The organism is uncultured Sphingomonas sp. (assembly GCF_913776855.1).
GTDB lineage: Bacteria > Pseudomonadota > Alphaproteobacteria > Sphingomonadales > Sphingomonadaceae > Sphingomonas.
This window is the reverse complement of sequence record NZ_CAJYQD010000027.1, coordinates 1-24,609: the sequence shown is the minus strand read 5'-3', so window position 1 is coordinate 24,609 and position 24,609 is coordinate 1. Positions and strand designations below refer to the sequence as shown.

Annotated in this window: 14 protein-coding genes; 3 read left to right on the top strand and 11 right to left on the bottom strand. The window is 67.4% G+C overall.

Going from position 1 to position 24,609, the window contains the following annotated elements:
• Position 1: 1 nt before the first annotated feature.
• From QZ755_RS06930 to QZ755_RS06895, 8 genes are all read right to left on the bottom strand, one after another.
• Positions 2-2,905 (bottom strand): FAD-binding and (Fe-S)-binding domain-containing protein, encoded by a 2,904-nt coding sequence (locus QZ755_RS06930; protein WP_294321160.1) that lies wholly within the window; start codon positions 2,903-2,905, stop codon positions 2-4.
• On the bottom strand, positions 2,884-4,260 hold the full coding sequence (locus QZ755_RS06925) for a VOC family protein (protein WP_294321207.1): 1,377 nt from the start codon (positions 4,258-4,260) through the stop codon (positions 2,884-2,886). Before QZ755_RS06925 ends, QZ755_RS06930 begins: the two co-directional genes overlap by 22 nt.
• A 21-nt stretch (positions 4,261-4,281) precedes the next feature.
• Positions 4,282-5,298, bottom strand: a complete 1,017-nt coding sequence (locus tag QZ755_RS06920; RefSeq protein ID WP_294321157.1) for an arginine N-succinyltransferase — start codon at positions 5,296-5,298, stop codon at positions 4,282-4,284.
• The gene (gene astD / locus QZ755_RS06915; RefSeq protein ID WP_294321155.1) at positions 5,295-6,716 is read right to left on the bottom strand and encodes a succinylglutamate-semialdehyde dehydrogenase; all 1,422 of its coding nucleotides are present in this window, start codon (positions 6,714-6,716) and stop codon (positions 5,295-5,297) included. Before astD ends, QZ755_RS06920 begins: the two co-directional genes overlap by 4 nt.
• Positions 6,713-7,909 (bottom strand): aspartate aminotransferase family protein, encoded by a 1,197-nt coding sequence (locus tag QZ755_RS06910; RefSeq protein WP_294321152.1) that lies wholly within the window; start codon positions 7,907-7,909, stop codon positions 6,713-6,715. The genes astD and QZ755_RS06910 overlap by 4 nt, the downstream gene beginning before the upstream one ends.
• A 130-nt stretch (positions 7,910-8,039) precedes the next feature.
• Positions 8,040-9,182 (bottom strand): succinylglutamate desuccinylase/aspartoacylase family protein, encoded by a 1,143-nt coding sequence (locus tag QZ755_RS06905; RefSeq protein WP_294321147.1) that lies wholly within the window; start codon positions 9,180-9,182, stop codon positions 8,040-8,042.
• 369 nt (positions 9,183-9,551) lie between these two features.
• Positions 9,552-9,872 (bottom strand): hypothetical protein, encoded by a 321-nt coding sequence (locus QZ755_RS06900; protein ID WP_294321144.1) that lies wholly within the window; start codon positions 9,870-9,872, stop codon positions 9,552-9,554.
• 201 nt (positions 9,873-10,073) lie between these two features.
• Positions 10,074-12,530: a prolyl oligopeptidase family serine peptidase gene (locus QZ755_RS06895; RefSeq protein WP_294321142.1), complete on the bottom strand. Its 2,457-nt coding sequence runs from the start codon at positions 12,528-12,530 to the stop codon at positions 10,074-10,076.
• 365 nt (positions 12,531-12,895) lie between these two features.
• Here QZ755_RS06895 and QZ755_RS06890 point away from each other — a divergent pair, with 365 nt between their 5' ends.
• Entirely contained in the window at positions 12,896-15,967 is a 3,072-nt protein-coding gene (locus QZ755_RS06890) for an autotransporter domain-containing protein (RefSeq protein WP_294321139.1), read from the top strand.
• 45 nt (positions 15,968-16,012) lie between these two features.
• On the opposite strand, the gene QZ755_RS06885 is transcribed toward QZ755_RS06890, so the two are convergent.
• The 3 genes from QZ755_RS06885 to bglX form a co-directional block, all read right to left on the bottom strand.
• Positions 16,013-18,058, bottom strand: a complete 2,046-nt coding sequence (locus tag QZ755_RS06885) for a M13 family metallopeptidase (protein ID WP_294321136.1) — start codon at positions 18,056-18,058, stop codon at positions 16,013-16,015.
• 78 nt (positions 18,059-18,136) lie between these two features.
• Complete coding sequence (locus tag QZ755_RS06880; protein ID WP_294321204.1) at positions 18,137-19,330, bottom strand: multidrug effflux MFS transporter; 1,194 nt, start codon at positions 19,328-19,330, stop codon at positions 18,137-18,139.
• A gap of 189 nt (positions 19,331-19,519) precedes the next feature.
• Entirely contained in the window at positions 19,520-21,796 is a 2,277-nt protein-coding gene (gene bglX, locus QZ755_RS06875) for a beta-glucosidase BglX (protein ID WP_294321134.1), read from the bottom strand.
• A gap of 165 nt (positions 21,797-21,961) precedes the next feature.
• On the opposite strand from bglX, the gene QZ755_RS06870 reads away from it, so the two are divergent.
• Together QZ755_RS06870 and QZ755_RS06865 are read left to right on the top strand one after the other, a co-directional pair.
• On the top strand, positions 21,962-22,963 hold the full coding sequence (locus tag QZ755_RS06870) for a LacI family DNA-binding transcriptional regulator (RefSeq protein WP_294321132.1): 1,002 nt from the start codon (positions 21,962-21,964) through the stop codon (positions 22,961-22,963).
• Positions 22,960-24,495 carry a tryptophan halogenase family protein gene (locus QZ755_RS06865; RefSeq protein WP_294321130.1) on the top strand — a complete coding sequence of 512 codons (1,536 nt, stop codon included), beginning with the start codon at positions 22,960-22,962 and terminating at the stop codon, positions 24,493-24,495. Before QZ755_RS06870 ends, QZ755_RS06865 begins: the two co-directional genes overlap by 4 nt.
• Positions 24,496-24,609 lie beyond the last annotated feature (114 nt).

Sequence of the window (24,609 nt, the reverse complement as noted above, 5' to 3'; positions counted from 1 at the left end):
GCTACCCCGCCAGCACCCGGTCGATTAGTTCGACCGGGTGCAGCGGACGGCGGCCGGTCAGGCGCTTGGTCTGGCAACGGCAGGAAAAACCGGTGGCGAGCATCGCGTCGTCGCGAGTCACGTCTGCCCAGCTGAGTGCGAAGATATCGCGCGATAGCGTCTGGTTCTGCGCCTCATGCCCGAACAGTCCGGCCATACCGCAGCAACCGGTCTTGGTCGGCTGGGCGGCGATGCCGAACCCGGCCAGCGCCTCCGCCCAGAGCGCCAGCGCCTGCGGGCGGAGCGCCTGTTCGGTGCAATGGCCCAGCAGGCGTTGCGGCGGAACGGCGCGGACGGCGGCGGGCACGCGGCCCTGTCGAACCTCCTCGGCCAGCAGGGTCTCCAGCCCGGCGACATCGACGCTGGTGCCGGTCATCTCGGCAAATTCCTGGGTGAACATCAGCGCGGTGGCGGCATCCAGCCCGACCAGCCGGACGCCCAGATCGGCAAACGCCTTCGCCTCCGCCATGCGCTTGGCGGCGATGCGGGCGAAGCGGTCGCGCATTCCCAACAGGTGCAGCACCTTGCCATTGCTGCGCGGCGGCAGGCGCAGCACGGTATAGCCGCACGCCGCCAGCACCCGCCCGGCGGCAGCGACCAGCGGGCCGTCGAAGCTGGCGGTGAAGCTGTCCTCGACCAGGATGACGATGTTCGCCCGCGCGTCTGCTGGCAGTGCGTCGATCTTCGCCTTCGACACGACAGGCGGAAGGGTGTGCGGGTCCGCCACCGCGAAGGCGGGCAAGTCGACATAACCGAGCGTGCGTTCCAGCGCTGCTTTCGCGCGGTCGCTGCTGGCGACGCCATTGGCGATCCCGGGCATTTTGCGCGCGGCGGCGAGCATGGCTTCCATCTGCGCGACGACGCGGTGGCGCAGCGGGCGGGTGCGCTTGGCCCAGTAGCGCTCGGCGAAGCGCGACTTCATCGTCGGCACGTCGACCTTCACCGGGCACAAAGTCGTACACGCCTTGCACGACAGACAGGTGGCGAGCGACGCCTGCGTATCGGCGGCCAGCGCATCGCGTTCGGCGACTTCCGCCGGGGTCGGCTCGGCGATCGAATCCAACCGGGCCCAGGCGCGCAACAACGACGCACGGCCCTTTGGAGACTGCGCGCGGTCGCGCGTCGCCTTGTAGGACGGGCACATCACGTCGAGCGAGTCCCACGCAAAGCACGCGCCATTGCCGTTGCACGCCACCGCGCGGTCGAAGTCCTTGGAGCGCGTCGCGTCGATCCGTCGGTCGACCTCGCCGCGCAAGGGTACGCCATCGATCCGGTCGATCGGCTGCCCGGCGGGCGCGGCGAGCTTGCCGGGGTTGAGCCGGTTATGCGGGTCGAACGCCGCTTTCAGCGCCTGGAGTTCGGGGTAGAGGCTGCCGAAGAACAGCGGCGAGAACTCACCGCGATAGCCGCGACCATGTTCGCCCCACAGCAACCCGCCATAGGATTTGGTCAGCCGCGCCACTTCGTCGGAGATCGGCCGGATCAGCGCGGCCTGTGCGGGATCGCGCAGGTCAAGAAACGGGCGGACGTGCAGGCAGCCGACATCGGCATGGCCGAACATGCCATAGTTAAGGCCATGCCCGTCGAGCAGCGCACGAAACTCGGCGACGAAATCGGCCAGCTTTTCCGGCGGGACGGCGGTGTCCTCGACAAAGGGAATGCCCTGCCGCGCGCCACCCAGCCGGGCGAGCAGGCCAACGGATTTCTCCCGCAAGGTCCAGAGCTGGCCGATGGCGGCATCGTCGCGCACGATGCGCATGTCACCCTGCGGTCCGATATCGGCGAGCGCGGCAAGCCCTGCGTCGATGGTCGCATCGTCGTCGGCGGTGAATTCGACGAAATTCATCGCCGCCACCGGCGCGTCGCTCGCCCCGCCCAGCAGCCCCTCGACGCTCGACCAGATGATGTCGCTGCGCGCGACGCCCAGCACCTTGTCGTCGAGGATTTCGATGGCGACCGGATCGGCGGCGATCAGCCGCTGTACGTCGCGCATCGCGGTATCGAAGGCGGCATAGCGGATGACCGCCAGCGCGCGCTTCTTTGGGCGATGCGCGACCCGCAAGCTGATCGAGCGCGTGATCGCCAGCGTCCCCTCCGACCCGGCGAGCAGATAGCCAAGGAAGAACCGGTCGGCGGCGGCGTCCCAGGTCTTTTGCAAATTATAGCCGGTCAGCCCCCGGTTCATCTCCGGGAAGATCGCGGCGATATCGTCGGCGCGCTCCGTCACGATGCGCAGCGCTTCGCGGTGGATGTCGGCGACGATGCCGTCGCCCGCCGCGATTCTCTCGGCCTCAGCGCGCGTCATCGGTTCGGCGCGCCACGGCGTGCCGTCCGACAGGGTCAGGTCGATCGCGGCGATATAGTCCGACGTCTTGCCCCAGCGGCGCGATCCCTTGCCGGATGCATCGGTTGCCACCATCCCGCCGATCGTCGCGCGGCTGGCGGTCGACACCATCGGCGGAAAGAAGCGGCCATGCGGTTTGAGGAAGGCGTTCAGCTGGTCCAGCACGACGCCGGGTTCGACCGTGACGGTGTTCGTCTCGGGATCGAAAGCACTGATCCCGCGCATATGACGGGCGAAATCGACGATGATCCCGTCGTTCAGCGACTGGCCGTTGGTGCCGGTATTGCCGCCGCGTGGCGTGAGCGACAGGCCGGTATCGGCAAGGGTGCGGACCAGCAGGGTCACGTCTTCGCCGGTGCAGGGATAGACGATCGCCGCCGGGCGAACCTGATAGATGCTGTTGTCGGTCGATGCGACCTGCCGCGCGCCGATGCCGTCCTCGGCATCACCGGCAAAGCCCGCCTGGTCGAGGCGGCGCAGCAGGTTCGCGACCGACCCCATCAGGCCGCTGCCACTCCGCACAACGCGTCCTGCACCTGCTGGATCGACCGTGCCTGCGCCTCGGCATAGAGCGCCAGTTCGTCCTGCACCGTGTCGCCCAGCGCTTCCTCGAACGCGGCCTGCGCGGCGGACGCGGCATAGCTGCGCTGTTCGGTGCCGCCCAGATTGGACTGGAAGATGCCCGCCGCGCTGACCGGCAGGAAATCCTCGTACACGATGGGCTGGGCACGGACATAGCCCGCCGCCAGCCATGCATCGATATCGCCCGCCGGCTGCACGCCGGTCGCGACCAGCCGCTGCCCGGCCTCGGTCAGGTCGTAGCGGAACCAGGCCAGCCCCTGTTCGCGCAAGGCCTCCGGCGTATCGGGAAAGGCGGCGAAGGCGAGGGCCAGTCGGTCGGCATAGCTGTCGCCCTGCGATCCCTGCTCCCCCCGCGCGGTCGCGAGCAATTGGTCGTACAGCGCGCGTCCCTTGGCGGTCAGCGCCGCCCCACGCTGTTCGATCTCGCCGAAGCGGGCGGTGTGATGACCCGGCCGGTCGCCGGGGAAGGTCACGCCCTCCTCGATCGCCTTGAAGCTGGTCTGGCGCAGCAGGATCGGGACGGCGCGTGGCGGCGGCCCTTCGATCACCGCCTTCGCCGCGATCCCGCGCGCCTGCATCGCCGCCTGCGCCGCGTCGATGTCGAGCGTGCGCGGGGTCAGGTGATTGATATGCGGCCCGCGGAACGACACGACATCGGCGATCAGTCGGTGCGCGTCGTGGAGCCGGTCATAGGTCGCGGCGTCGACCCGCGCATCGCCGTGCCAGCGAAAGGTTTCGAGCAGCGCGGCGACGAAGCGGTCGGCATCGGCGGTGTCCAGCCCGCCCTGCGCCTCGGCCCGTTCGATCAGTCGGATGGCCTCGTCCGTGAAGATCTGCCGCGTCGACAGGATCGATTCCGCCTCGGCGCGCAACGCTTCATCCTCGATCAGTTCGAGGCGCAGCAGCGAGGTGAAGACGCGGAACGGATTGGCGTTGAGCGCGGCGTCGTCAACCGGGCGGAAGGCGGTCGAATGGACCGGCACGCCCGCCACCGACAGGTCGTAATAGCCGACCGGATGCATTCCCATCACCGCAAAGGCGCGGCGCATCCTGTGCAGTTCCGCCGCGCTGCCCAGCCGGATCGCGCCGTGGCGTTCGACGTCCAGCCGGTCGAGTTCGCCCGCCGCCGCCATTTCCGCCGCCAGTTCGGGGCGGTCGGTCAGCACCTGCGCGTTCACCTCGGCCACGATCGACAGCAGGTCGCCGTATAGCGGCACCTCAGCGCGGTACATCGCCGACATGGCTTCGGAAAAGCGGGTGCGGATCGCGTCGGGGGCTGTGAAGCTTTGGGTCATGGTCACCTCGGACAGATAGGGTCAGCGCGGGGCATGGGTAAGGGTATCGCCGATCCCGACATGCAACGCGCGGGCGGCGTCGGGGTCAAGCAGGATGCCGTCGTCATGGCGCGCGATGCGCGCGAAACAGGCGCGAAACCCAGCCAGCCGACCGGCGGCGGCGATGGCTGGCGTGGCGTCGTCGCTTTGCCCCACCGCGCGGACGATGGCGGTGCGCGCCGCGCGGATGGTGGCGATGTCGTCGGTCGCGGCGGTCACGGTCGGGCCGCCGTCGAACAGGTCGACATAATGGTCATGGCGAAACCCCTCCTTCTCCAGCAGCCGCAGCGCGGGGCGACCGGAGGGATGCGGCACGCCCAGCACGGCGCGCGCGCTGTCGGGCAGCATCGCCAGCAGTACCGGCGTCGTCGGCATCAGGCCGGCCAGGACATGGGTGCCATGCTCCGCGTTGAACGCATCGGCCGCGGCAAAGCCCATGCCGAAGAAGCGCGCGGCGATCCCGTCCCAGAAGGGCGCCTCGCCCGCCTCGTCGACCACGCCGCGCAATTCGGCGATGGTCCGGTCGGCAAAGCGCGGGCGGTGCATCGCGATGAACAGATAGCGGCTGCGTGCCAGCAAGGTGCCCGCCCCGCCCGCACGGGCATCGGCGCGCAGGAACAGCCCGCCCACCTCGCTGCACCCGGCATGGTCGGTGCAGATGGTCAGCGTCGTGTGATCGACCGACCGGCCCAGCACGGCATGGTCCGCGCCGTGCCGGTCGATGCGATAGCTGTAGAAGGGCGCGTCGGTGCCGATATGCGAGAAGATCTGGCAGGTGCCGTGGATCGCCTGGCTGCCCAAATCCTCCAGCACGAACAGGAACCGGTCGACGCCGAAGCGGTCGGTGTCGCGCGCGAAGGCGGCATCGGCGGCGGCCAGTCGCTCGGCCAGCTTGGCCTTGTCCGGCGGCAGGTTGACGAACCCGCCGCCGGTGGTCTGCGCCATGGCATAGAGCGCCGACAGGTCATGCCCGCCAGCGGCCCGCAGGACGATCGTCACGCCGCGCCGGCTCCCAATACCGGCTTCAGCGCGTCCCAGTTGCCCGTCGCGCTACCGGCCTCGAAGCTCGCCATCGGATAGGCACAGTAGTCGGCGGCATAATAGGCGCTGGGGCGGTGATTGCCCGAATCGCCGATCCCGCCAAAGGGCTGCGCGCCCGCCGCACCGGTGGTCGGGCGGTTGCGATTGACCACGCCCGCGCGCGCATCGAGCACGAAACGCTCCCATAGCGCATCGTCGTCGGTCAGCAGTCCGGCGGACAGGCCGAAGCGGGTATCGTTCGCGGCGGCGATGGCGGCGTCGAAGTCCGCGACGCGGACGACCTGCAGCACCGGCGCGAAAATCTCTTCGTCGGGCACGGCCACGCCGGTCACGTCGAGCAGCGCGGGCGTCACGAAAGCCGCGCTGCGTCTTTCGATCCCGCCGAACGGCACGATGGCACGCGCCCCGGCCGCCTCCAGTGCAGCGACTTGGCGGCGGGCGGTCGCGGCGGCGGCGTCGGAGATCAGCGGGCCGATATAGGGGTTCTCGTCCCAGCGACCGATGGGTAGGCGCGGGATCAGCGCGGCAACCGCCTCCACCACCGCATCGCCGAACGCGCCGGTCGGCAGGATCAGGCGGCGCGCGCAGGAGCAACGCTGTCCGGTGGTGATATAGGCGGACTGGACGATCAGCGCCGCCACCTCGGTCACGTCCCCGTCCCACGCGATCAGCGGGTTGTTGCCGCCCAGTTCCAGCGCCAGGATGACATCGGGCCGCTCGGCAAAAGCGCGGCGGAAATGCGCGCCGGTCGTCGCCGATCCGGTGAAGAGCAGCCCGTCGATGTCCGCCGCGACCAGCGCCGCGCCGGTCTCGCGCGCGCCCTGTACGACCTGCAACACGTTTTCGGGCAGACCGGCTTCACTCCAGGCGTCCGCCATCGCCGCGCCGGCCGCCGGGGTCAGTTCTGACGGCTTGAACACCACCGTGTTCCCGGCGAGCAGCGCGGGCACGATATGGCCGTTGGGCAAGTGGCCGGGGAAGTTGTACGGCCCCAGCACCGCCATCACCCCGTGCGGGCGGTGGCGCAGGACGGATTCACCGAACGGCATCGCGCTGCGCTTTTCGCCCGCGCGCTCGGCCTGGGCGGCAATCGACAGTTCGACCTTGCCGACCATCGTGCCGACTTCCTGCGTGGCTTCCCACAGCGGCTTGCCGGTTTCGCGCGCGATCAGCTCGGCGAGGTCGGCGGTGTGCGCCTTCAGCACGGCGGCATAGGCGCGCGCGATCGCCACCCGTTCCGCGACCGAGGTGCGCCGCCAATCGCGAAACGCCACACGGGCGCGGGCGACCGCTGCATCGACATCCGCGCCGCTGGCGACCGGACCGGTCCAGACGGTGTCGCCCGTCGCCGGGCAGGTGGAGGTCAACACGCTCATGCCGCCTTCGCCATCAGCCCGCGCGCCGCGACGCACGCCGCTTCCAGCCGGTTGACCGCCTCGGCAATCTCTTGCGCAGAGATCAGCAGCGACGGCAGCAGGCGGACGCAATTCTCACCGCCGCCCGCGACCAATATGCCATGGTCGCGCGCGATCCCCATGAACTCGCGATTGTTCGGGATCATCTTGAGACCGATCAGCAGCCCCTTGCCACGCACTTCGGCGATCACATCGGGGAAACGGCCACGCAGCGCCTCCAGCCGCTCGAAGAAATCGGCGCTGGCCGCACGGGCATGAGCGAGGGTTTCCTCCTTCGCGATGGTGTCGAACGCGGCGATACCGACCGCCATGGCCAGCGGATTGCCGCCGAAGGTCGTGCCGTGGACGCCGGGGGTCATGCCCTTCGCCGCCTCGGTCGTGGCGAGGCAAGCGCCGACCGGGAAACCCGATCCCAGCGCCTTGGCCAGCGCCATGATGTCGGGTGCCGCGCCATCGAACCACTGGTGCGCGAAGAGCTTGCCGGTGCGGCCCATGCCGCTCTGCACCTCGTCATGGATCAGCAGCACGCCGTGCTCGCGGGTCAGCTCACGCAGGCGGAGCAGCCATTCGCCGGGTAGCGCGCGCGCGCCGCCCTCGCCCTGCACCGGCTCGACGATCACCGCCGCGGTGGTCGGGCTGGCGATGGCGGCCTCGATCGCCGCCGTATCGTCGATCGACAGCTGGACGAAGCCCGGCAGCCGCGGGCCGCAGCCTTCCATATAGCCCGCATTGCCCGAGGCGTTGATCGCGGCATAGGTGCGGCCGTGGAACGAGCCTGCAAAGCCGATAATGTCGATCCGCTCGGGCTGGCCGTTGACGTGATGATAGCGGCGCGCGGTCTTGATCGCGCATTCGACCGCTTCGGTGCCGGTATTGGCGAAGAACACGCAATCGGCGAACGACGCATCGACCAGCCGCTGCGCCAGCGCTTCCTGCCCCGGAATGCGGAAGATGTTCGAGACATGCCACAGCTTGCCCGCCTGTTCGGTCAGCGCGGCGACCAAAGCGGGATGGGCATGGCCCAGCGCGTCGGTCGCGATGCCTGCCACACAGTCGATATAGCGCCGCCCCTCGGTATCGATCAGCCACACGCCCTCACCACGATCCACCGCGATCGGTGCGCGGTTGTACAGGTTCATCAGGGGATCGGTCATGACGGCTCCTATTACGGATTCGGGAATGCACTGGCGGGTCAGGCTGCCGCCCTATTTGGCCCCTGGAAGAACCATGAACAAACGCATTGCCATCATCTGTTGATGAGCAATGGGAATGAAGAAGACGGGCTTAGCGTGCCTTGATCGGGGTGACGGTCGACGGGCACCCGTCGCGCTTGCACGGCAGGCTGTCGTCCCAGGACAGCAGGCGGACGACCATGTCGCCCGGCTGGGTCCGTGGATCGGTGCCCAGGCCCGCAACCCGCGCGTCGAGCGGCGCGGTCAGCGTGGCGATGGTCCGGCCGAACGGATCGGTCACGACCGCGAGCACATCGCCCTTCTTCACATATTGGTTCAACTTCACGCGCAGCTGCGCCCATCCCCCGCGCGGGCTGTCGACATTGGTCACGACATTGCCGAGAAAGGGTTCCGGATCGCGGATATCGGGCTTGCCCGGCAGCATCCCCCGGTCGATCATCACATTGCGCACGCCGCGCAGGCCCCGCGCGATCATCGCGTTGTCGAACACCTCCGCACCGCCCAGCTCATAGGTGACGGCGGGGATGGCATTGGCATTCAGCATGTCCTCCACCGCGCCGTCGATGCCCGCATTCACATAGACACTGTCCGGTCGCAGCATCATCGCGATCCGCTTGGCGACCGGGGTCGCGACGAAGACATAGGCCGGATAGGCACCCCCGCGCGACTGGGTATGCAGGTCGATCGCGAAATCGGTGTTGCCGGTGAAGACGCGCGACCATAGCCGCCGGGCATAACGCTGCGCCGCATTGCCTTCATCGCCCTGCACATGCGGATCGCGCGGAATCAGGCGGTTGAGATTCTCGCCCGAACCATTGTGGCCGCCGGTAAAAGCGCGCGTCGAATTGCGCAGGCCCGGCGCATTGAGGCCCGGCATGGCGATCAGCGTCCCCTTCATGGTCGCCGGGTCGAGCCCTTCGACCAACTGGTGGATCACGCCGATGCCGTTCAGTTCGTCGCCATGGATGCCGGCGGTGAGCAGGAAGCGGGGACCGGGCTGCGCCCCCTTCACCACGATGATCGGCACATAATAGCCCTGTCCGATCTCATTGTCGTCGACCCGCAGCCACAAACGCGTCTTGCCGGAAGGCATGGTGGCGACGTCCAGCTTCTCGATGACCGGCGATCCGTCGATCCGGTCCCCCGGCTCGCCCGCCATCGCGGCGGTGGGGAGGGCGGCGAACAGCGCGACGGCCAGCAGGGGCCGGGCAAGAACGGAAAACAGACGGGACATGGCGGCTCTCCAGGACGACAGGAGCAAAGCGTGCCATGTCGTTACGAGCGCGGCCAAGCGATAATCCGTCATGTCTTGATGCGTCCCGCTCATCACGGAAGGCGACATGAAGGATTTCGCAATTCTGTCAGTGAGGTAGCAGCTTCAGGTACGGTCCGCGTGTCCATTGCTTCCATCTTGGGCGTACCATTTCTATGTCCGTCCTGTTGACGGATGGGCATTGGGTTCGATTTTCTCGACCGCGACGCGATATCCTTCTCGGCCTCTCCTCATCGTCCCGTGCCTGCTTTGCCACTTGCTGGTGCGTCAGGTGTCTGACCCCCGATTGGACGGTGTGATCCCGAACGCCGCAGGGTGGTGGACCTGGGGTCAGTTGCCTTCGGCGTCGACCGTGAACACCACCGGCTTGCCCCGCGACATGGGTTCCCAACCCGCTGCCAGAGCGGCCCGCACGCAGCGCGAAATCGTTGCATCATCAAGCTGCAGGCGACCGGGCGGCAAACCCCTCAAGAGCCGCTTGGGTGCCGGAAACTCGACCCACGCTTCGCGCTTGGTGTTTTGCTGAACCAGGGAAATGGTCATCCCCTTCCAGCCTTCGTCATCGGAAAGATGCGGCTCACGCTGGAGCCGCCAATCATATTGGTCGCCATCGACGCTGACCGTACCGGTGTTGCTTTGGGATTTTGCCATACGGCGGCCTCTAGCATGCCAGCTCGATCCACGCACAATTTCGCGTTCGCCACAGCCCGGCGAGCCCGACCATGTGCGGCGATCGTCTCGTATCCAGCATCGAAAAAGGCGGCATTGCGTATCGGTTCGGACTGCAAACCAGCGCCACGACCAGCATTTCTCGACTTCTCTACCATCACGCGTCGCGCGCCGTTGCGGTACTTACCGCGCGGCGGGCGGCGCAGCAGGGACCGGTGGCTTGACGTAGCGGTCGAGCCAGTCGGTCATCTGCCACAGCGTCTCTTCGGTCGACTCCAGCGCGCGATAGCCATGCGGCTCGTTGGGGAGGACGACATAGCGCACCGTAGCGCCATTCCCCTTCAGCGCGGCGTACATCCGTTCCGACTGGATGGGGAAGGTGCCGCTATTGTCGTCGGCGCCGCCATGGATCAGCAGGATCGGCGCCTTGATCCGGTCGGCATAGGTGAAGGGGCTCATCTTCGAATAGGTGTCGGTCGCCTGCCAATAGGTGCGCTGTTCGGCCTGGAAGCCGAAGGGGGTGAGGGTGCGGTTGTATGCGCCCGACCGGGCGATTCCCGCGCGGAACAACTTGGTGTGGGCGAGCAGATTGGCGGTCATGAACGCGCCGTAGCTGTGGCCGCCCACCGCCATGCGGGACCGGTCGGCGACGCCCAGCTTGACGACCGCGTCGACCGCCGCCTGGGCATCGGCCTGAAGCTGCTGGACATAGGTGTCGTTGGCCTCCGCGCCGCCCTCGCCGATGATCGGCATGGCGGGGTTGTCGAGGATGGCATAGCCCTGGGTCAGCAGGAACAGATGGCTGATCCCGCGCGGCCGCACGAAGCGATTGCCCTGATCGACCGTCTGCCCGGCGACCTTCGCATCGGTATATTCGGCCGGATAGGCCCAAAGCAGCGTCGGCAGCGGCCCGTCGCGCTTCGCATCATAACCGGCGGGCAGATAAAGCGAGCCCGACAACGGCAGCCCGTCGGCGCGGGTGTAGGTGATCGTCCGCTGGGACACGCCCGCAAAGACCGGTGCGGGATCGGTGAAGCGGGTGACCGGCTTCACGCCGCCGCCCTTTACGGAGCGGATCATGTAATTGGGGACCAGCGTCGCACTTTCGCGCCGGGTCAGGATGCGCTGTCCCTGATCGTCGAGCATCGCGACGACGCTTTCGTAATAAGGAGCCTTGGCCGTCCACAGCCGGGTCTGCTCACTGCCGCTGAGGGGCATCGTCGCCAGGAAGGGGAAGGCCCCCGCCTTGGTCGCGCCTTCGCCGGTGACATAGACGGCGTCGTGCTTGGGCGTGAAGCGCATCACCGGCTTGCCCGCCGCATTCTCCTCCAGGACCGGGCGGCCGGGGTCGCCATATTGGTCCTGGTAATTGCGGGTCAGCAGCATGCGGGGCTCGCCGGGACGGGCAGGGGACACCGCCAGCCGATGTTCGGTGCGCGAGCGCCATTCGCGGTCGACGACCATCGCAAAGTCGTCATCGCCCCACATCGTCGTGGCATAGCGGGCAGGGGTCTTTGCCAGCTCGACCGGCTCGGCAGTGAAGGGGGCGGCCTGCATCATCACCTTGTCGTGAAAGGCGATCCTGGCCTTGGGGTTGCCGCCATCGAGTGCCTCGGCCCAGACCAGCGTGGCGGGCGCGTCCGAGCGCCATACCGCGTCCCGCGGGCCCTTGACGGTCGCATCGAAATCGACCGGCAGATCATCGGCAAGCGGCCGGTCGACCAGCGTCTTCACCGGTTGCCCCTCGATCGTGGCGACCGCGATTTCCGTTGGGAAGAAGCGCGCAGGAAGAAGATAGGAATAGGGGCGCTTCAGCCGCTCGGTCAGCAGGTAGCGGCCATCGGGCGAGACGCTGAAGTCCGCGATCAGCCCCGGCGCGCCGATGGCTTGGGCGGCACCGGACAGGTCGACCCGGACGAGTTGGCCTGTGAAATAATAGTCGAACAGCGCCTCGTCATGCGCATCGCCGAGCAGGTCCTCATAGGTTCGCGCCGCCGATGTGCGGCCATGGCTTTCCTGTACGATCGGGCCTGCCGGGGTCGGGTCGGCGGCGGGCGGAGCGCTACGGTTGGGCGCGACCATATAGGCGATCAGTGCGCGGCTGTCGGGCGTCCAGGCGAAGGGCGTGCCAAACGTGCCGTTCAGCCCCTTGGCGATCGCCCGGGCCGATCCGTCGCGATCGGCGACCCAGAGCGAGAGGCCGTTCGGCTCCTGCACGTAAAAGGCCAGGTGGGCGCCATCGGGCGACCAGTCCGGCGCGGCGAAGCGGGTGCCTTGGGGCAGCTGGACCGCGACCGTCCGGCCGCTCGCCACATCCTGGAAACTGAGCGCGTTCAGCCATGCGACGCGCACCTCGGCCTGGCCGTTGGTGGCGGGGTCGATGCGGTATCCGCCCAGCCGCAGGATCGGCTTCGACAGATTGGCGATGGAGGGCAGGTTCTCGCGGCCCAGGATCGCCATGGTGCGATGATCGGGGCTGAGCGCGACCGCCGGGGTCGGCGGCGTTTCCAGTGCCTTCGCGATGGCGTCGGGCGCGCGGTGATAGGGGGTGCCGGATGTTTGCGCCTGTGCCAGGCCGGGGGCCGTGACGGCCGCGCTGGTTGCCAGGAAGACCGAGACCAAACGAGTTCCGACGCGCATTCCCAACCCCTTGTTATGACGTGCAAAGGGGGTGTGGCACGCCCGCGCCGCCCACGCCAGACCCCGGCCGGGGAAATGTCGGCTCGACCAAATCCTGTCTCGGAAGTTTTGCGACAGCTCGAGACATTTTGATACAAATATAGCATGATAATATAGGAAAGAAATTTTACGAAAACTGACATGATGAAGATGTAATCTGTAGATGTTGAATATATCAGCCTTTTAATTTGACGCTCTATCGCTGCGATACTTAGGGGCGGGAATTGGTCTGGCTGTGTGGCGGGCCTGTATTCTTTCCAGGCGGATCATCCGCCGCAACACTGGGGTTCCGCGTGGCGCAAAGGACGATCCGTTATCTCTCGACCGTGGCCTTTGGTCTGATCGCTACCCCGGCGCTGGCCGATACGACCGTGGGCGGCGCGACCACCACTCCGCTCGCGACCTCGACCGCGGGGAATGTGGCGATCGCCAGCGGCGGGTCGGTCACGCCGGGCGGGGCGGGAGCGGCCGTCACCATCGATAGCAACGCCACCGTGTCCAATGCCGGTTCGATCACGTCGAAAGACATCAGCAACAGTATCGGCATCCTGGCCAATCCCGGTGTCACCAGCGGGATCACCAACAGCGGCTCGATCGCGCTGACCGAAAGCTATACGCGCACCGATACCAATGGCGACAGCGTGCTCGACGGGCCGTATGCGCAAGGGGCGGCCCGGTTCGGCATCCAGACGCTGGGCGCGTTCAACGGCACGATCACGAATAGCGGCACGATCACGGTCAACGGCAACACCAGCGCGGGCATCGCGCTCGGCGGACCATTGAACGGCAGCTTGGTCCATAGCGGCACGACCACGGTATACGGCGATGCCAGCTATGGCATTGTCACCGGCGCGGTGAACGGTGACGTGACGCTGGGCGGTTCGATCTCCGCCTATGGCACGGGCAGCAGTGCGACGGTGTTGAACGGGGCGGTGTCCGGCGCGGTGAACGTGACCGCGACGATGGCGACCAGCGGCTATAGCTCGGTGACACTGCCGACCAGCGTGGCCAGCCTGACCGCGCAGAATCTGGCGCTGGGCGGCCCGACACTGTGGGTTGCGGGCAATGTCGGCGGCGGCGTCACCATCGCGGCGGCGACCAGCACGACGACCAACGGAACGACCACGACGACGACGGCGGGCACGCTGACCAATTATGGCAGTGCGCCCGCGCTTCAGATCGGGTCGGCCGGCAGCGCGACGACGATCGGCGCGATTGCGGGTGACACCGGCGGTTATAGCGTCGCGATCAATGGCACCGCGACCGGCTCGGGCGTCTATGCGGGCAATGCGACCAATGCGGTGCATATCGGCGGCCTGGGCGGCACCACCGCGCTGACCGGCGGCATGGTCGTGCGCGGCAGCGTCAGCGCGGTGTCCAATGCCGCCAGCGCGACGGGTATCTGGATCGGCAGCGGCACGACCGCGTCCGCGCTCGACAATAGCGGCATCGTCAATGCCAGCGGCGCGGGCGGCGCGGGGCAGGCATCGACGGCGGTGCTGATCGACACCGGCGCCTCGGTCGGGTCGATGACCAACAGCGGCTCGATCACCGCGCTGTCCGCCACCGGCGCGACCAGCTATGCGGTGCGCGACCTGTCGGGCACGCTGGCGTCGATCACGAACACCGGCACTATCCTTGCCAATGGCCAGGGCACCCCGATCGCGATGGACCTGTCGGCCAATGCGACCGGGACCAGCATCACCCAGAATTTCCCGACGACCGGCAGCATCGCCCCTTCGATCACCGGCGCGATCCTGTTCGGCAGCGGCCCCGACAGCCTGACGATCAATGCGGGCAAGGTGGCGGGCAATGTCACCTTCGGCGCGGGTAGCAATGCGATGACGCTGGCCGGGGCGGCGACCTATAGCGGCATGGCCGATTTTGGGGGCGGCGCCTCGACGCTGGGCCTCTCGGGCACCTCCTCCTTTACCGGCGGGCTCGCCCATGCGGGCAACACCGCCGTCACGATCAATGGCGGCACGTTGAACCTGAGCGCCACGGGAACGACGACGATTGGCGCGTTGACGCTGAACGGCGGTACGCTGGGCGTGACGGTGAACGGAACGAACGGCACCGCCAGCCTGCTCGACGTCACCGGCACCGCGACGATCGGCACGGGGGCGCAGGTCGCGGTGCTGGCGACCGCGCTGAACAATGCGGTCGGCAGCTATACCGTGCTGCAGGCGGGCACGCTGAACGGTGCGGCCAATCTGGGGCTGGCCGATCTCAGCCTGCCTTATCTGTTCACCGGCACGCTCGGCGCGGATGCCACCGGCCATGCCGTCATCGTCACCGTCGCGCGCAAGAGCGCCGCGCAACTTGGCCTAAACGGAGCGTTGGCGAGCGTCTATGACCCCGCCTATGCCGCCGCGCTGGGCGACGCGGCGGTGGGCGATACCTTCCTGTCCTGGGGCAATGGCACGCAGGTCGCGGCGGGGCTTCGTCAGATGCTGCCCGATTTCGGCGATGGCCATTTCGATTCGGTCAGCCTGTCGTCGCGCGCGCTCAACCGCATCCTGGCCGATCCCGAAATGCCGCCGCTGCGCCACAATGGTTATGCGGGCTGGTTGCAGCAGGTCGCCTGGGCCGACCGCAAGGGTACGGGCGGCAGCGCGGGGTATGACGTCAGCGGCTGGGGCCTGACCGGGGGCGTGGAACATGGCCTGGGCGACTTTGGCCGGGTGGGCGTGTCGGTGGCCTATCTGATCGGCATTAACGACGCGGTCGACAATGCCGATGCGATGACCAGCCAGGAATATAAGGGTGGCTTGTACTGGCGCGGGCAGTGGGGCGGGCTGCACGCCTTTGCGACCGGCATGATCGGCGCGATCAGCTTCGATGGTAACCGGACCTTCAACGGGACCAGCGGGGGCAACGCCTTCAGCCGCACCGCCAATGGCCGTTCGCGTGGGCGGACCTATGACGCGGCGGGCGGCCTGTCCTATCAGCTCGATATCGGCCGCCTGTACCTGCGGCCCCAGGCGACGATCGACTATGTCCGGCTGAACCAGAATGGCTATGCCGAAACCGGCGGCGGCGCGGGCTTCGACCTGATCCTGGCGGGGCGCAGCGCCTATGAGACGGGCGTCAACACGACGCTGGCGCTGGGCTACAACTTCCGCAAGCCCGATCCCGAGGACGGCGGCTTCCTGCGCGTCGAGGTCGAGGGCGGCGACCGCGCGCTGCTCAGCAGTCATATGGACGCGACGGTGGCGAGCTTCGCGGGCGGCAGCGACTTCGCATTGACGCCCGAGGCGCGCAAGGCGGGCTGGCTGGGCAATGTCCGGCTGAAGGGTGGCAGCCGCTATTTCGCCGTCAATGTCGATGTCGGCGAAGAGCGCCAGCAGGACCATACTGGCGTGGCGGGCAAGATGGGGCTGACACTCGCCTTTTGATGCGGCTCGTCCCGGCCCGCCCTGATGGCGGGCCGGGGGCCCTTCTTACCAGACGTGGACGCGCTTTTCGGGCGGCAGGTACAGCGCCTGGCCCGGCTGGACGTGGAATGGTGCGTACCAAGCGTCGAGGTTGCGCACGGTCAGCACGCGCCACGGCGCGGGCGCGTGGACATCGGTGGCGATCCGCGCGCGCAGCGCCCGGTCGCGCATCTTGGTCCGCCAGCCTTGCGCAAAGGCCAGGAAGAAGCGCTGGTCGCCGGTCAGCCCGTCGATGACCGGCGCGGGCTTGCCGCCCAGCGAGGCCTTGTACGCTTCATAGGCGGCGGTCAGTCCGGCGACATCGGCGATATTCTCGCCCAGTTCCTGTTCACCGTTCAGGTGCAGGCCGGGCAGCGCCTCGTATGCGCTATATTGCGCCACCAGCGCCTGGCCCGCGGCCTCGAAGCGCTTCAGATCGGCGGGCGTCCACCAATTGTGCAGGCGGCCCGTCGAGTCGAAATCGGCGCCCAGATTGTCGAAGCTGTGGCTGATCTCATGCCCGATCACCGATCCGATCGCGCCGTAATTGGCGGCCGCGTCGAACTTCGGGTCGAAGTAGGGGCTTTCGAGGATGGCGGCCGGGAAGTTCAGCGCGTTCTGCAGCGGCAGGTTGACCGCGTTCACCGTCTGCGGCGTCATCCACCATTCGCTGCGGTCGACCGGCTTGCCCAGCTTCGACAGGTGATAGCGGTACAGGGCGAGCCGGGCGCGCTGGGCATTGCCGACGGGGTCGTCGGCGCGCACCTCGAACTTCGGATAATTCCACCAATGGTCGGGATAGCCGACGCCGACCTTCAGCACGGCCAGCTTGCGCCGCGCCTCCGCCTTGGTCGCGGGCGCCATCCAGTCGAGCGCGGCGACGCGCCGGTCGAAAGCGCCGACGATGTTCTTCACCATCGTCTGAATCTCGGCCTTGGACGAAGCGGGGAAGTAACGCTGGGCATAGATCTTGCCCACCGCCTCGCCCAGCGCGCCGTTGACCACCGCGATGCCGCGCTTCTCGCGGGGTTGCTGCGCTGGCGTGCCGGTCAGGGTGCGGCCGTAAAAGCCGAACGAGGCGTCGTCGATCGCCTTGGGCAGCACGCTTGTGACCTGGTTGATCGTGTGGAAGGTCAGCCAGTCCTGCCAGCTTTGCAGCGGCTCGCTGGCGACCAGCGCCGACAGCTTGGTGATCGCGTCCGGCTGCCACGCGATGAAGTCGCGCTGCCCGGCGGGAAGGCCCGCCGCCGTCCAGAAGGCCGTCCAGTCCAACCCCGGCGCGCGCTTATCGAAATCGGCGCGGGTCCAGGGATTGTCGCCCTTATGCGCGTCCTGGCTGGCGATGATGTCGGTCTGGGCGGCGGCGATCTTCGTCTCCAGCGCGAAGACGCGGGCGGCGCGCGCTTGCGGATCGGAAAGCCCCGCCAGCTGCATCAGCTGGGTCAGATAAGTCTGATAGGCGGTGCGGATCTCCGCCATTTCGGGCTTGTCGGACAGGTAATAGTCGCGATCGGGCAGGCCCAGCCCGCCCTGCATCAGATAGGGGACGTTGCGCGTCGGCTGGTTCAGGTCCTGGCTGACGAACAGGCCGAACAGGTCATTGGTGCTGGCGTAATTGTTGTTGTTGAACGGGTCGGTATCCGACCGCATCGCCGCGCCGATCGCGCGCGACAGGTCGCTCTTGTCCTTGATTGCGGCGATGGCGGAAAGGCTCGCCTGGATCGGCGTCAGCCCGCGCGCCTCGATACCGTTCGTGTCGGTATAGGCGGCATAATAATCAGCGATACGCTGCTGGTCGCTGCCCGGTGCGCCCTTGGTCGCGGCGGCACCCTTGATGATCGCGGCGGTGCGGGCCTCGGCGCGCAGCGACACGTCCAGCCCGACGCCGATCGACGAGCGGTCGGCCGGGATTTCGGCGGTCTTGCGCCAGCCGCCATTGGCATAGGTGTCGAAATTGTCGCCCGGCTTCACGCTGGGGTCCATATAGGCCTTGTCCACGCCCGGCAGATGGCCCGTTTGCGCGATGGCGGCGGTGGTGACGAGAAGGGCGGTGGCGAACGCGTAGCGCTTCATGAGTGTCCTGCGATCCGGTGATGTTGGCGCGGATGGAGAACCCGTCGCCGGTCGGTGTCAAGTGAACGGCCTGTCATCTTAACCATGGCGGGCGCGGAACAGCTGGCGGTCCTCGATGAGATAGACGAGCGCAAGCACGCCCAGCCCGATGGCCAGATAGCCGATCGCCAGCGGATAGGTGGTGCCGTTATAGGCTTGGCCGATCGCCGAGCCGACGATGACCGCGCCGACGCTGGTGATGAAGCCCTGGATCGACGAGGCGGTGCCCGCGATATGGCCGACCGGCTCCATCGCCATCGCCCCGAAATTCGATCCGCACAGGCCGATGCACGTCATGCTGAGCGCCTGGAAGACCATATAGGTGATCAGCGTCTCGTGTCCCGCCGCGATGACACCCAGATGCAGCACCGACAGCGCGATCAGCCCCAGCACCGCCGATTGCGAGATCAGCCGCGTGCCCAGCCGCTCGACCAACCGGCTGTTGGCAAAGGACGCGCAGCCCATGGAAAAGGCGCATAGCGCGAACAGGATGGTGAAGCGGTCGCCTGCGCCGAACTCGTCGACGAAAATTTGCTGGGCCGAGGAGACGAAGGCGATGACCCCGCCAAAGGTCATCGACGCACATACCGCATAGCCCGCCGAGAAGCGGTTGGTCAGGGTCAGGCGATAGGCGTTCTTCAGCGACACCAGCGACAAAGGCGAGCGTCGCGCGACGGGCAGCGACTCCGTCAGCCTCAGCGCCGACCAGGCCAGTACGAAGGCGGCGAAACCGGCCAGCGCGTAGAAGATGAACCGCCACGGCCCGAACCCCAGCAGCACCTGGCCCAGGCTGGGTGCCATGATCGGCACCAGGAAGAAGATCATCTGGGCGATCGACAGGGTGCGCGCCATCTGGCGGCCGGAAAACCGGTCGCGCACGATCGCCACCGCCAGCACGCGGGTGGAGGCGGACATCAGCCCTTGCAACACCCGCGCGCCGAGCAGCGCGGCAAAGGTCTGAGACCCCGCCGCAAAGATGCTGGCGCCCACGAACCCGGCCAGCGTCACCAGCAGGATCGGCCGCCGCCCATAGCGGTCGGCGAGCGGGCCATAGACCAGCTGACCCGCGCCGAAGCCCAGCATATAGACGGTGATGATCCATTGCCGGTGGTTGGCGGTGGCGATCCCCAGCTGGCGACCCATATCGGCAAGCGCCGGCAGCATCAGGTCGACGCCCAGGGCGTTGACCGCCATCAAGGCCGCGATGAAGGCGACATATTCGCCCGCGCGCATGGGGGCGCGCTCAGTCTGATCCGTCATGATGGTCCGTCTAGAGATGCCAGGTGGCGGTGACCATGGCTAAATCCCGAAAGACGATCGACATTTATGCAGCCCCTCTCCGGATAGAGGAGAGGGGCTGCATAGCTTCCTAAACCGCATTAGGGCCTTCGGTGGAAGGGGGCGGTAGGTTCCGTGACGGACTTACTTTACCAGCTCGAACGTGCCGTGCGCACCGTCGGCCTGTGCCGAGGGGGCGATCCACACGTCGAAGGTGCCGGGCTCGACCGTCGGGCGCAGATCGGTGCCCAGGAACTCGAGCTGGGCACGGGTCAGGGTGAAGCTGACCCGCTCGCTCTTGCCCGGTGCCAGCGCGACCTTGCGGAACGCCTTCATCTCGCGCACCGGCCGGGTGATGCTGGCCACCTGGTCGCGGATGTAGAGCTGGACCAGTTCCTCGCAGGCCCGCGTGCCGGTGTTGGTCACGGTCGCCGACACGGTGATCCGCCCGTCCCAGGCCAGGCTGGTAGGCACGTCAGCGGCGTCATAGCTGACCTTGCCGTAGGTCAGCCCATGGCCGAACGGATAGAGCGCGGCATTGGGCGCGGTCCGCCACTGGGTCTTGTAGGGCACGCGCGCTCCGGCGGGGGCGGGGCGGCCGGTTTCCTTGTGCGCGTAATAATAGGGTTCCTGTCCGCTTTCATACGGAAAGCTCAGCGGCAGACGGCCCGAGGGGCCGACCTTGCCGAACAGCACGTCGGCAATGGCATGACCGGTCTCCGATCCCAGGAACCAGGTGACCAGGATCGCGGGCGCGTCCTTGACCGCGCCCTCCAGCGCCAGGCCGCGACCGTTCTTCAGCAGCACGACGATCGGCTTGCCGGTCTTCGCCACCGCCTCGGCCAGCGCCATTTGTGGCGCGGGCACGGTGATCGAGGTGCGCGACTGCGCCTCGCCCGACATGCTCTCGCTCTCGCCGATCGCCAGTACCACGACATCCGCGCCCTGCGTCGCCGCGACCGCCGCCTCGATCCCGCCGGGCAGCGCTTCCTCGACGCCTGAGCCCTGCGTGACCGTCACGTTCTTCGCGCCCGCCGCGCGCAGGCCGGTCACCAGATCAATCGCCTGGTTATTGTCGCCATACACCACCCAGGGGCCGTTCAGGTCATGCTGGCCGCTGGCGAAGGGACCGATCAGCGCGATCTTGCGGGCGGGGTCGAGCGGCAACAGGTCGCCGTCATTCTTCAGCAGCACCATCGACTTCTGCGCAGCCTCGCGCGATAGGGCGATGGCGGCCTTGGTCCGCGACCGGGCCGTTTCGCGCTTGCGGTCGATGCGGCGGAAGGGGTCGTCGAACAGGCCCAGCATCTGCTTGACCGCCAGCACGCGGCGGACCGAGCGGTCGAGCACCTCCTGCGGCACCGCGCCCTCGCGCACCAGGCTGGGCAGGTGGAGCGCATACAGGTTCGACTGCATGCTCATGTCGACGCCCGCCAGGAAGGCGATGCGTGCCGCGTCCTTGCCGTCCTTGGCGAAACCGGCCGCGATCATCTCCTCGTCGCCGGTATAGTCGGAGACGATGATGCCGGGGAATTTCCACTCGTCGCGCAGCAGCTGCTTCATCAGCCAGGGATTGCCGGTCGAGGGGATGCCGTTGATCTCGTTGAACGAGGCCATGCCGCTCATCGCGCCCGCATCGAACCCGGCCTTATAGGGCGGCAGATAGACTTCGCGCAGCGTCCGTTCGGACATGTCGACGATGTTGTAGTCGAGGCCGCTTTCGGCCGCGCCGTATGCCGCGAAATGCTTGATGCAGGCCATGACCGCATCGTCGGCGGCCAGGTTCTTGCCCTGGAAGCCATTGACGCGGGCGATGGCGAACAGCTGGCCCAGCATCGGGTCTTCCCCTGCGCCCTCCATGGTCCGGCCCCAGCGCTGGTCGCGCGCGATGTCGACCATCGGGAAGAAGGTCCAGTCGATGCCCGCACCCGCCGCCTCGTAAGCCGCCATGCGCGCGGTGCGCATCGCCAGGTCGGGGTCGAAGCTGGCGGCCTCGGCGACCGGCACCGGGAAGATGGTGCGATGGCCATGGATGACGTCGGCGGCGAAGATCAGCGGGATCTTCAGGCGCGAATCGCGCATCACCGCGCCCTGCATCCGCCGCGCCATCTCCGCGCCGTTGCCGTTGAACACGCCGGTCAGCTTGCCCGCGATGGCATCGGCCAACTGTCCCTCGAAGCTGGGGCCGTTGGACGGCGGGTTGAGCGCGGTGGCGACGCCGCCGCCCCAGGCGGCCGCGTTCAGCTGCAACTGCCCGGCCTTTTCCTCCAGCGTCATCTTGGCCAGGATCGCCTCGACCGAGGCGGACAGGGTGGTGCCGTCTCCCTGCGCCAGCAGCGCGCGGGCGGGGCTGGCCGCCCAGGCGGCGACGGTGCCCATGCCCAGCAGCGCGGCGCGGCGCGAAATGGTGTTGTCGGACATCGGCCTTCTACTCCCCTAAACCACGGCGAACGTTTGGACGTTTCGCATTACAGCATGGATGTTGACGCTATTGTGTAACCGGTTACACAGGCGATCGGCATCGCACAAGATGCGACACATGCTATAGCGGGTTTCCTCGCGCATTTTGCGGGGAAGGGGAGGAATGTGAGGCAGTCATCGGCCACGATCCGTGATGTGGCGCGCGAGGCGGCGGTATCGGTCGCCTCGGTGTCGCGGGCGATGAACGGACATAGCAGCGTGCATCCCGACACGCGCGAGCGGGTGATGGCCGCCGCGCGGTCGCTGGGCTATGTCCCCCATGCGGGTGCGCGCAGCCTGTCGCTGTCGCGCAGCCATGCGATCGGTGTCGTCCTGCCCGACCTGCATGGCGAGTTCTTTTCCGAGATCGTGCGCGGCATGGATCGCGAGGTGACGGCGCGCAGCTATCACCTGCTGCTGTCCAACATGCATGCCGATGCCGAACGGGCGGCGCAGGCGGTGCGATCGATGCGCGGCCGCGTCGACGGGCTGATCGTCATGGCGCCGCAACTGGTCGCGGGCGGGCTGGACGAGGCGCTGCCGCTGGGCGTGCCCGCCGTCCTGATCAATTCCCAGCACGGCCCGGGCCGCGCGTCTTTCCACATCGACAATGCGGCGGGAATCGCGGCGAGCGTCGAACATCTGGTTGCGCAGGGGCGGCGACGGCTGGTCCATGTCTCGGGCCCGTTCGGCAATATCGATGCGGACGAGCGGCGGCAGGGCTATCTGTCCGCCATGGCGCGACTGGCCCCCGAGGTGGAGCCGGTCGTGATAGAGGGCGATTTCCACGAGGATTCGGGCGCGGCGGCGATGGCCGAGATCGCCGAACGGGGCGTGCGCTACGACGGCATTGTCGCGGGCAATGACATGATGGCGCTGGGCGTCCTGAGCGTGCTGCGCGAGTGGCGGGTCGATGTGCCGGGCACGGTCGCGGTCACCGGCTTCGACGACATCCCACTCGCCCGTTATCTGGGCCTGACCACGGTCCGCGCGCCGCTGGCCGAGATGGGCGAGCGCGCCGTCGCCCGGCTGGTCGATGCGCTGGAGGGCGGGACGCTGGCGCTGGAGACGCAGACCATCGCGACCGAATTGGTGATCCGCGCGACCAGCCCGGCGGGTGCGGCATGACGGGGGCGGCGCATTCCAATCCGCCGATCAAGACCGTCACCATCGTCGGTGGCGGGACGGCCGGGTGGATGGCGGCGGCCTTGCTCTCTCGGCTGCTGCTCGGCGCCTACACGATCCGGCTGATCGAGTCGGAGGAGATCGGCACGATCGGGGTGGGCGAGGCGACCATTCCGGCCATCCGCACCTTCAACGGGCTGGCCGGGATCGACGAGTTCGAGATGGTCCGCGCGACCCAGGCGACCTTCAAGCTGGGCATCGAGTTCCGCAACTGGCGCGCGCCGGGGCACAGCTATATCCACGGTTTCGGCAAGATCGGGCAGGACCTCTACTGGCTGCACTGCCATCAATTCTGGCTGAAGGAAGCGGCGCGGGGGCGTGCGAAGCATTTCGATCATTATGCGCTGAACACGTTGGCGGCGCGGATGAACCGCTTCACCATGCCCGATCCGGCGCATCCGAACTCGCCCATCGCCGATATCGACTATGCCTATCATTTCGACGCCTCGCTCTATGCGCGCTACCTCCGGACGCGGGCGGAGAAGGCGGGGGTCGAGCGGATCGAGGGGCGGATCGTCGCTGCCAACCGACGGGCAAGCGATGGCCATCTCGATCATGTCGTGCTAGCCGATGGGCGCACCGTGGACGGCGACCTGTTCATCGACTGCTCGGGCATGCGCGGCCTGCTGATCGGCGAGGCGATGGGCGTCGGCTATGAGGATTGGAGCCAGTGGCTGCTTTGCGACCGGGCACTGGCGGTGCCGAGCGCGCGGGGCAGTGGGCCGCTGACCCCCTATACCCGCTCGATCGCGCATGGTGCAGGCTGGCAATGGCGCATTCCGTTGCAGCATCGGACCGGCAACGGCCATGTCTATAGCAGCCGGTTCGTGTCGGACGACGACGCGGCGGCGACCCTGCTGGCGAATCTCGATACGCCAGCACTCGGGGACCCGCGCCCCGTGCGGTTCCGGCCAGGCAAGCGGATCCGCGCCTGGGAAAAGAATGTCGTCGCGCTGGGGCTGGCGGGCGGTTTCCTGGAGCCGCTGGAATCGACCAGCATCCATCTGATCCAGACCGGACTGCTGCGACTGCTGGCGCTGTTTCCGGGGCGCGGGTTCCACGCGGCGGACATGGCCGAGTATAACCGCCAGACTGATTTCGAATATCGCGACGTGCGCGACTTCATCATCGCGCATTACAAGGTCACGCTGCGCGAGGACACGCCCTTCTGGCAGTATCTGCGCCATATGGACGTGCCCGACAGCCTGGCCGAGCGGATCGAGCTGTTCCGCTCCTCGGCACGCTTTTTCATGCACGGCAAGGCCGAGCTGTTCCGCGAGGAGAGCTGGGTGCAGGTTCTGCTGGGGCAGGGGCTCGACGCGCAGTACGACCCGATGGTCGACATGATCCCCGACGCGCAGACTACTGCCTTCCTGCGCGAGGTCGAGGAAGTGATCGCCGAGGTGGCGAACGGCCTGCCCACCCATGAGGCGTTTATCGCCCGCCATTGCCAGGCCCCGCCGCTCCAGGGCTGACCGATGCGTCACCTGTGACGTTTGCGCAACAGCCGTCACGATAGTGAAATGGAATGCACAACGACGGTTGTAACCGGTTACGCGCGCAAGTAACCGGTTTCATAAGCCTCTCCC